This is a genomic window from Nocardioides zhouii, assembly GCF_004137345.1.
Taxonomy (GTDB): Bacteria; Actinomycetota; Actinomycetes; order Propionibacteriales; family Nocardioidaceae; genus Nocardioides; species Nocardioides zhouii.
The window spans coordinates 104575-111968 of sequence record NZ_SDWV01000015.1 but is presented as its reverse complement, the minus strand read 5'-3'; the positions used below and the strand labels follow the sequence as shown (position 1 = coordinate 111968).

The window sequence follows — 7394 nt, the reverse complement described above, 5'->3', positions numbered from 1 at the left end:
ACCACCGGCCCCACTCAGCAATCGGGAAGCAGGCACCCATCACCAGGTTGGACAACCTGGCTGGGCATCACACCTAGCCGACGGTGACGGTGACCTCGTTGGACATGACCTGGGAGTCGGTGTCGACCACCCGGAACTGGTTGGGGCCGAGATTGCCCGTCTGGACGTACGTCGCGAACGTGCCGCCCGAGACCGACATGGTCACCGGGAAGTTCGACCAGGCGCCGCCCTCGAGCCGCTGCACCTGGAGGACCGCGCCCTCGCCGGCCGGGTAGGTGCCGGTGAGGTCGATCTGCTGCATCGGGCTGACGGACTGCTGCGTCGCCGACAGGGAGATGGCCTCGGCGGGAGCCTCGGACGTCTCCTCGCCGGTGCCCGGCTCGACCTCGTCGGAGGGCTCCGGGACCAGGCTGCTGGTGTCGGTCGGCTTCGGCAGGTTGAAGCTGGAGGGGGTGGCGCTCTCGTCGGTGGCCGTCGAGGTGCCGTCGAGGCCGGTGGCCTTCACCCCGACCATGACGGCCAGCCCGCCGAGCAGCCCGATGACGACCGCGACTCCGACGAGCGCGATCAGGCCGGTCAGGACGGGACGGTGCTGATCCTTGTCCATGAGGTCCTCTCGACGGGTGCTGGCACCGCCATTGTCCAAGACGGACGGCTGGCTTGGCGAACCGACGCCGGTCGGGGTGGTCCCCTGCACGCACCCGGCAGGCAGGATGGGGCCATGCAGTCACCGTTGCGACACGGCCGCGCGGCCCTCGGCACCACCATCGCCGGGGGTGCGCTGGCCGCCCTCTCCCAGGCCCCCGAGCGCGCCTCGCGGGTGCTCCGGCACCGCTACCCGACGGTCGCGGTCACCGGGATGACCGGCGTCGGCAAGACCCGGCTGGCCGACCGGCTGTCCCGCCGCGCGAGCTCGCAGTCGTCGGAGGAAACCGGCAAGGAGGTCGGCTCGGCGGTCATGGAGCGGCGTACGCGTCGCACCACGCGGCTGCGCGGCTACCGGTTCCGCGTGGTGCCGGGCGAGAACGCCGCGACCCGCCTCGGCGCCCTCGACGAGGTGTTCCACGACGAGCCGGTCGACGGCGTGCTGCACGTCGTCGCCCACGGCTACGCCACCCCGCGACGTACGGCCGGGACGAGCGGCGCGGCGATGGCCACCCGCGACGAGCAGCTGGCCGCCGAGCTGGAGGACTGGTCGATCACGGCGCACCGGATCGCGAGCATGGCCGTCCGCCGCGAGCGACCGACCTGGCTGGTCATCGCGGTGACCAAGGCCGACCTCTTCGCCGACGACATCGCCGCCGCCGTCGACTACTACTCCCCCGGCAGCGGCTCGCCCTTCGGCGACAAGCTCGACGAGCTGCGCGCGCTCGCCGGCGGCGCCAAGCTCTCCATCGACGTGCTGCCCGTCTGCGCCCAGGGCGGCGGCCGCAAGTCGCCCCTGCCGGACAAGGTGGCCACCGAGATGCTCGGCCGGCTCGAGCTGCGGCTGGCCCAGCTCAGCGGCCACGTCTGAGCCGGGCGACGTAGTTCACAACTTCTTGACTTCACGTTTCGCGGGCGTCCATCGGGGCAGAAGGTCGCCATGAGGCCGATTGCCATCAACCAGCGGGCGCTGCGCGGCGCCAAGGGAGAGCTGGACTCCGCCCGTGAGGACCTGCGGTCCGCCCTGGGCGACATCGACCACCCGGCCGATGACTTCCCCTGGCGCGACCTCATGGTCGAGGGCGTCCGCAGCCTCGTGGACGACGCCGAGCAGGTCGCCAAGCGCTGCCGCAACATCGCCCAGGCGATCGACGACTCCGTCATCGACTTCGACGAGCTCGACTCGATGGTCGAGCAGGCCGCCCTCGTCGCCACGAAGCTCGACCAGGTGAGGCCGTCGTGACCAAGGTGCTCGTCGACCGCATCGAGACCCAGCAGGACGGGCTCCGCTTCGGCGACCCGATCGGGTGCCTCTACCACTGGACCGACCCGCGGGAGGTCGACTCCTACGGCGACTCCGTGCGCCACCTCGCCAACAAGGTCGAGCTCGCCGTCGACGCCTTCGAGCGCACCGCCTCGATCTCCGAGGACGTCTTCGCCGGCGAGGCCGCCGACACGCTGCGCGAGCGGGCCGGCCGTCGCCACGAGGAGTCGGTGACGGTCCGCGACAACCTGCGCGGGCTCGGTCGCGCGATCAACGCCTACTCCGAGGTGCTGCAGCGTCACCGCAAGGGCCTCGAGCAGCTGCGCGCCTCCGCCGTCGCACAGGGCCTCGAGGTGCGCGACAACCGCATCTGGCCGCCGGTCGAGACCATCCCCGGCGACGCCCCGCAGAAGGAGATGGACGCCTGGGAGCGCGACTGGAAGTCCTACCAGGCGTGCTTCGACACCAAGATCGCGCTGCGCGACGCCCGCCGCGCCGCCACGCGCGAACTGGTCAAGGCGCTCGCGGAGTACGCCGACGTGCACCCAGACAAGGACAAGCAGAAGCTCGTCGCGGCCCACGCGAACCAGGTGAAGTTCGGCGACCTCAGGCGCGACGCAGCCGAGGAGGCGATGGAGGCGGTCAACGCCAACGACGCGTCCGACGCCGCCCGCCGCACCGTCGATGCCCTCAAGCGCCGCGAGCAGGGAGCGCTCGACGACCTCGAGAAGATGGTCATCGCGGAGAAGTCGCCTGACGAGATCCAGGCCCAGGCCACGAAGGTGCAGGCACTGCACCGCGAGCTGGTCGAGGCCCGCGTCGAGGCCCGCGAGGCGGAGGCGGTCGCCGACCGCGAGCAGGCCCAGGCCAACCGCGCCGCGCGCAACCTCGAGGCCGCCGAGGAGGGCCGTCCCCGGCTGGTCGCCGAGCAGTCGTCGTGGGAGCCCGCGCCGACCAACCTCAAGGACCGGCTCGGCTAGAGGCCGTCGAGGTCCTCGACCTCGAAGCGCGGCACCGGGTCGTCGCGCCGCGCGCCGCAGGTCAGCCGCTGCGGCGCGCCGAGCAAGCGACGCACCTGCACGGCGACGCTGCGACCCGCGGCGTCGAGGACGACGGAGGTCAGGTCGCCGTGCGTGCGCGCCGACGTCGGGCGTACGTCGTCCAGGCCGACGAGGCCGAGGCGGCGCCGCACCGCAACCTCGGCGGCCTGCACCGGCATGGCCAGGTCGGAGCGGCCGCGCAGGTGGTCGAGCTCGAGTAGGCCGGCGTCCAGTCCGTCGGCGACCGCGAGCGCCGATTCGGGGTCGAGGCGGCCGTAGTAGAGGCCGCGCGGCAGGACGAGCAGGTTGCCGGCGAACCGGTCGCCGCCGATGTGGGAGCACTCCCAGACGGCGTCGGCGTGAGAACTCGAGGCGAGCGCCGCCGCGAGGGGGCGGCCGCGCTCGGCGCAGCAGGCGTCGTGCCGGCCGTGGGTGCAGACGGCGAGGAGTGGGCCGTTGTACGCCTCCAGCCCGGCCGAGTGGCCCGCACCCAGGGCGGCCAGGTCGACGTCACGGACGTCGTCGACGCTGCTGAGGGTGGCGGCCTGGAGCCACGAGTCGGCGCCGGCGGCGCGGGCGGCGAAGACCCGGGTTCCGCCGCTGTCGTCGCCGCGGCCGTGGCGGCGTACGAGCAGCACCCGGACCCGGTTCCGTCGGCCCTGCTCGGCGAGGTGCGCGCCGAGCCCGTCGGGGAGGCGGGCGTCGCGCAGGGCATCCGCACCCCAGGGACCGGCGTGCTCGAGCAGGAGGAAGCTGCGGACCGTCGAGGCGGTGCCGACGAGGTCGTCGCCCCGGTCCTCGCTGGCTGCCGCGCACCGGAAGGCCTGGAGATCTGTCACCGCACGACCTCGAGCAGGCCCTCCCGCACCAGCCGTCGGCACAGGACGAGGGAGCTCGCGGCGTCGAGGGGCAGGTCGGCGGGCGTCAGCTCGACCTTTGCCGCGACAACGTCGATCGCCTCGCGCAGCCGGGCCGGGACACGCAGCACCCGGTCGCCGAGCAGCAGGCGGAGAGTGTCGCCGTCCGCGACGACCACGCACGGGTGGCCGGGACGACGCCGCAGCGGGGTGTCGTCCGCGAGGCCGCGGACGAGTGCCTCCCGGTCGAGCAGGGCACCGGCCATCCGCGGCGGCCGGTTGCCGAGGAAGCGCTCCGCCTCCGCCCGTGCCGCGGCAGGCGCGTCGAGACGACGTACGCCCTCGGCCACGGCGTCGAGCCGGGAGCCGAGCTCCTCGACCAGCCGAGCCGGGTCGTCGAGGTAGCCCGACGGAAGGTGCTCGTCGGGGACCTCGGCGAGGACGTCGCCGACGAGCCGGGAGACCAGCTGGCGCCAGGTGAGCTGGTTGATCCCGATCGTGAGGTGGAGCGACACCGCCTCCTGCGCCCGGGCGGCGTGTGGTGTGCCGGTGGGGAGATAGGCGACGACACCGGGCTCGAGGAGCAGCTCGCCGGGTCCGCCGTCGCCGTGGATCTCCCAGAGCTTGGTGCCGTGGGTCTGCAGGACGAAGACGTCGTGGGAGTCGGTGTGCACCGCGAAGCCCTGGGCGCCGGGAGGCGTGAGGTAGGCGTTGGCCTGGCAGGGGTGGCCGAGCTCGAGCTCGAGCTCGGCGACGAGGTCCGAGACCGGGGTCCAGTAGCGCTGGAGCCCCTGCAGAACGATGGTTGCGCCCTCGTCGTGCAGGCGCATCAGCTTCACCGGGTCGACCAGCCCGGTGAGCGGCCTGCCGGCCAGGCTGCCGCCGCGGGTGAAGGCCGACTCGGCGAGCACCGTCCCGTTGTGAGCGACCCGGACGGCCGGGGTGCGGATCGCCGTCTCGGTCAGCAGGTGGTCGACGTCCGCGAGCGAGAGCACCGCCTCGCCGAGGGCAGGGTCGGTGCGATGGACGTGGACCGACGACGCCCAGACCTTGTCGATGAAGGTCTGGGCGTCACCGGTCAGCCGGTCGAGTGCGCTCAGGACGCGCCGTCCGTGCCGTCCGCGTCAGCACCGTCGGTGCCGTCGGCGTCGGTGGAGTCACCGTCGGTCGCGTCGGTCGAGTCGCCGTCGGTGCCGTCCGCGTCAGCACCATCGGTGCCGTCGGCGTCCGCGCCGGGCGCTGCAGGGACACCCGAGGGGTCGACGCCCTCGGTGGTCATCTCGTCGTCGCCGAGCGGGGCGTCGGGAGTCGTCGTCATGGTTCCTCCTCATGGGCCGCGACGGACGATCCGTCCCGGGATGTACGTCGAGTGTGTGCCGCCACCCGACACCGTCCCACACCCCGGCGGGCGGGTCAGCGCGCGGAGATGGACCCCGCGCCGTCGGCCGTGACCTCGATGTCCACCGGGCGGCCGCGGGTGCCGAGACCGGAGACGTGGGTCGCCCCGAACGACCAGGGCTGCACCGGGGCGACCGCCAGCGAGTCCCGGTCGGGACGCAACCCCAGCACCGAGCCGACGAGCGAGACCGCCGAGGCGGCGGACCAGGCCTGGGGCCGGCACGCGGCCGGGTAGGGCAGCGGCACCGGCTGGGTCGAGCGGGCGTCACCGGCGAAGAGCTCCGGCGGCCGGCCGTCGAACGCGGTGAGCGCGGACAGCAGCGCCTCGGCGACGGGAGCGGTCTCGGAGCGTTGCTCGGCGGCGAGCCCGGCCAGGCAGATCGCGGTGTCGTGGGGCCAGACCGAACCGACGTGATAGCCGGTCGGCGAGTAGCCGGCGGCCTGCGTCGACAGCGTGCGGATGCCGAAGCCGGAGAGCATGTCGGATCCCACGAGCCGGCGGGCGACGACGTCGACGCCGTCCTGGTCGAGGATCCCGGTCCCCAGCAGGTGGCCGATGTTGCTGGTCAGCGAGACGACCGGGCGCTTGTCGCGGTCGAGCGCGATGGCGGGGAAGGCGCCGAGGGCGTCCTCGACCCAGAAGCGCCGGGCGAACTCCGCGCGCAGCTGCTCGGCCCACTCCCGCCACCGGTCGGCACCGGGCCGACCGAAGGCCTCGAGCAGGTCGGCACCGCGGGTCGCGGCGGCGTACGCATATCCCTGCACCTCGGCCAGCGCGAGCGGCGAGGTGGCGCGCGAGCCGTCGCTGCGGCGTACGGCGTCACCGGAGTCCTTCCAGCCCTGGTTGGACAGCCCGTGGCCGGAGCGGTCGACGTACTCGAGGAGCAGGTCGCCGTCTGCGTCGCCGTGCTCGACCTGCCAGGCGAGAGCGCGCTCGAGGGCCGGCAGCAGCTGCTCGACCTCGTCGGCAGGCGCCCCCCACCGCCACGCGTCGTGCAGGGTCATCGCCCAGAGCGGGGTCGCGTCGATCGTGCCGTAGTAGACGGGCGGGAGGTGGCGGTCGGCCCCGTCGTCCTCGCCGAGGCTGAAGCCGGCCGAGCGGACCTCGTGGAGGATCTTGCCGGGCTCCTCCGCGGTCACGTCGTCGGTGCGGGTGCCCTGGTGGTGGGCGAGCAGGCGGAGCGTCGACATCGCCAGGTCGGTCGTGACCGGAAGGAGCATCCGCGCGGTCCAGAGGCTGTCGCGGCCGAAGAGGGTGAGGAACCATGGCGCACCCGCGGCGACGAACTCCTCCTCGACGTCGTCCATGCCGCGCGCCGTGAGTCGCAGCAGCCGCAGGTCGTCGAGGCTGCGCTCGAGCACCGGCGCCAGCCGCCGGTCGGCGCTCTCCACCTCGACCGGGCTCCACCCGGCACGCCGGCTCGGAGCCGAGACGGCGGCACCCGTGTCGTCGACGGTGAGCAGGAGCTCGTGGCTGACCGACTGGCCGGGAGGTACGACGACGTCCCAGGTCGCGAGGGTGTGGTCGCCCTCGTCGGTGGTGCGCGCCCCCGGGAGCCGGAGCACGCCGCGCAGGCCCGCCTCCTGCCAGGTCAGGACATGGCCGCCGACGCCCTCGGGAGCGACGACCGGTCGGCCCGTGCCGCCCTTGACACCGTCCATCGGGGCAAGGTCGGCGGCCACCCGCAGGCCGAGCGTGCACGCGACCGGCTCGGCCGCCGTGCTGGAGATCGTGTAGCGCTCGCGCACCAGGCCCGGCTCGACGTCGCGTCGGCGCTCGACCCGCACCGTGGGGTCCGGGCCGGGGTCGCCGAGGTGGCGGGGGACTGCGACGAAGGTGTGCGTGTCGCCGCGTACGCCGTGTCCCGCGACGGGAGTCGGCTCACGTCCGTCGACCTCGAGCCGGAGCAGGCACAGCACGCGACGCTCGCCGTGGTGCACACCGGCCAGGCCCGACAGCGGGACCTCGCCGCGCGACGCGGGCTGCCCAATCTGGCCGTCCGGGGCCGACCACACCTGGGTGGGCGCGGCCAGCGTGAGGGACAGGTCGTGCAGCCAAGGCTGCTCCGGCTGCTCCGGTGCGTGCGCGTCGTCGTGGTCCATCGAGAGGTCCTTCTGGTCGCCGGTCGGGTCGAGGATCTGGTGCCCGGGATCTGTCACCGCCGTTCGGGGGGTGACACCCAGTGTGAC

At 73.7% G+C, this 7394-nt stretch carries 8 protein-coding genes; 3 read left to right on the top strand and 5 right to left on the bottom strand.

The window, feature by feature from the left end:
- Positions 1–73: 73 nt before the first annotated feature.
- Complete coding sequence (locus EUA94_RS15025) at positions 74–607, bottom strand: hypothetical protein (protein WP_129427697.1); 534 nt, start codon at positions 605–607, stop codon at positions 74–76.
- A gap of 114 nt (positions 608–721) precedes the next feature.
- On the opposite strand from EUA94_RS15025, the gene EUA94_RS15020 reads away from it, so the two are divergent.
- From EUA94_RS15020 to EUA94_RS15010, 3 genes are all read left to right on the top strand, one after another.
- Complete coding sequence (locus EUA94_RS15020; RefSeq protein ID WP_129427696.1) at positions 722–1516, top strand: hypothetical protein; 795 nt, start codon at positions 722–724, stop codon at positions 1514–1516.
- Between the two features lie 69 nt (positions 1517–1585).
- Positions 1586–1888, top strand: coding sequence for a hypothetical protein (locus EUA94_RS15015; RefSeq protein WP_129427695.1), 303 nt, complete (start codon positions 1586–1588; stop codon positions 1886–1888).
- Positions 1885–2889, top strand: coding sequence for a hypothetical protein (locus EUA94_RS15010; RefSeq protein WP_129427694.1), 1005 nt, complete (start codon positions 1885–1887; stop codon positions 2887–2889). The genes EUA94_RS15015 and EUA94_RS15010 overlap by 4 nt, the downstream gene beginning before the upstream one ends.
- Here EUA94_RS15010 and EUA94_RS15005 read toward each other — a convergent pair.
- From EUA94_RS15005 to EUA94_RS14990, 4 genes are all read right to left on the bottom strand, one after another.
- Positions 2886–3788, bottom strand: coding sequence for a sucrase ferredoxin (locus EUA94_RS15005; protein ID WP_129427693.1), 903 nt, complete (start codon positions 3786–3788; stop codon positions 2886–2888). The two genes, EUA94_RS15010 and EUA94_RS15005, sit on opposite strands and share 4 nt — an antisense overlap.
- A complete protein-coding gene (locus EUA94_RS15000; RefSeq protein WP_340640862.1) occupies positions 3785–4801 on the bottom strand; it encodes a cupin domain-containing protein in 1017 nt (338 codons plus the stop codon). Before EUA94_RS15000 ends, EUA94_RS15005 begins: the two co-directional genes overlap by 4 nt.
- A gap of 101 nt (positions 4802–4902) precedes the next feature.
- The gene (locus EUA94_RS14995) at positions 4903–5124 is read right to left on the bottom strand and encodes a hypothetical protein (RefSeq protein WP_129427691.1); all 222 of its coding nucleotides are present in this window, start codon (positions 5122–5124) and stop codon (positions 4903–4905) included.
- Positions 5125–5219: 95 nt separating this feature from the next.
- Entirely contained in the window at positions 5220–7364 is a 2145-nt protein-coding gene (locus tag EUA94_RS14990) for an amylo-alpha-1,6-glucosidase (RefSeq protein WP_129427690.1), read from the bottom strand.
- Between the last annotated feature and the right edge of the window lie 30 nt (positions 7365–7394).

Bases quoted from the DNA above. Each gene is read 5' to 3' on its own strand.
- EUA94_RS15025 (WP_129427697.1), bottom strand. From the start codon at position 607: ATGGACAAGGATCAGCACCGTCCCGTCCTGACCGGCCTGATCGCGCTC.
- EUA94_RS15020 (WP_129427696.1), top strand. From the start codon at position 722: ATGCAGTCACCGTTGCGACACGGCCGCGCGGCCCTCGGCACCACCATC.
- EUA94_RS15015 (WP_129427695.1), top strand. From the start codon at position 1,586: ATGAGGCCGATTGCCATCAACCAGCGGGCGCTGCGCGGCGCCAAGGGA.
- EUA94_RS14995 (WP_129427691.1), bottom strand. From the start codon at position 5,124: ATGACGACGACTCCCGACGCCCCGCTCGGCGACGACGAGATGACCACC.